Source organism: Serratia sp. HNCC26DJ244, assembly GCF_057180565.1.
The window spans coordinates 1-272 of the sequence record NZ_JBXUGO010000151.1 but is presented as its reverse complement, the minus strand read 5'-3'; the positions used below and the strand labels follow the sequence as shown (position 1 = coordinate 272).

The window sequence follows — 272 nt, the reverse complement described above, 5'->3', positions numbered from 1 at the left end:
AGGAAAGTCTCCATTTTCCTACCGGCAAAAGTCAGTATGGTTCAATCTTACCGGCCTCAAAAGCTAAATTGGACCATGTCATAACATTCCTTAAGGAAGGGAATAACGTCTCTGACATTCAGTTAATTGGTTACACCGATGCTATTGGTAATGCGGCAGCAAACCAACGCTTGTCACAGGCCAGGGCAAATACGGTTCGCGATACACTGATCCGTGCCGGCGTTAATCAAAATTTGATCACTCATACCAGTGGTATGGGGATCGCCAAAGAT

1 protein-coding gene is annotated in these 272 nt (G+C 45.2%); it reads left to right on the top strand.

Annotation, left to right across the window (positions count from 1 at the left end):
* On the top strand, positions 1-272 hold a 272-nt coding region (locus tag AC2A06_RS19030; RefSeq protein WP_484381323.1), incomplete at both ends, for an OmpA family protein.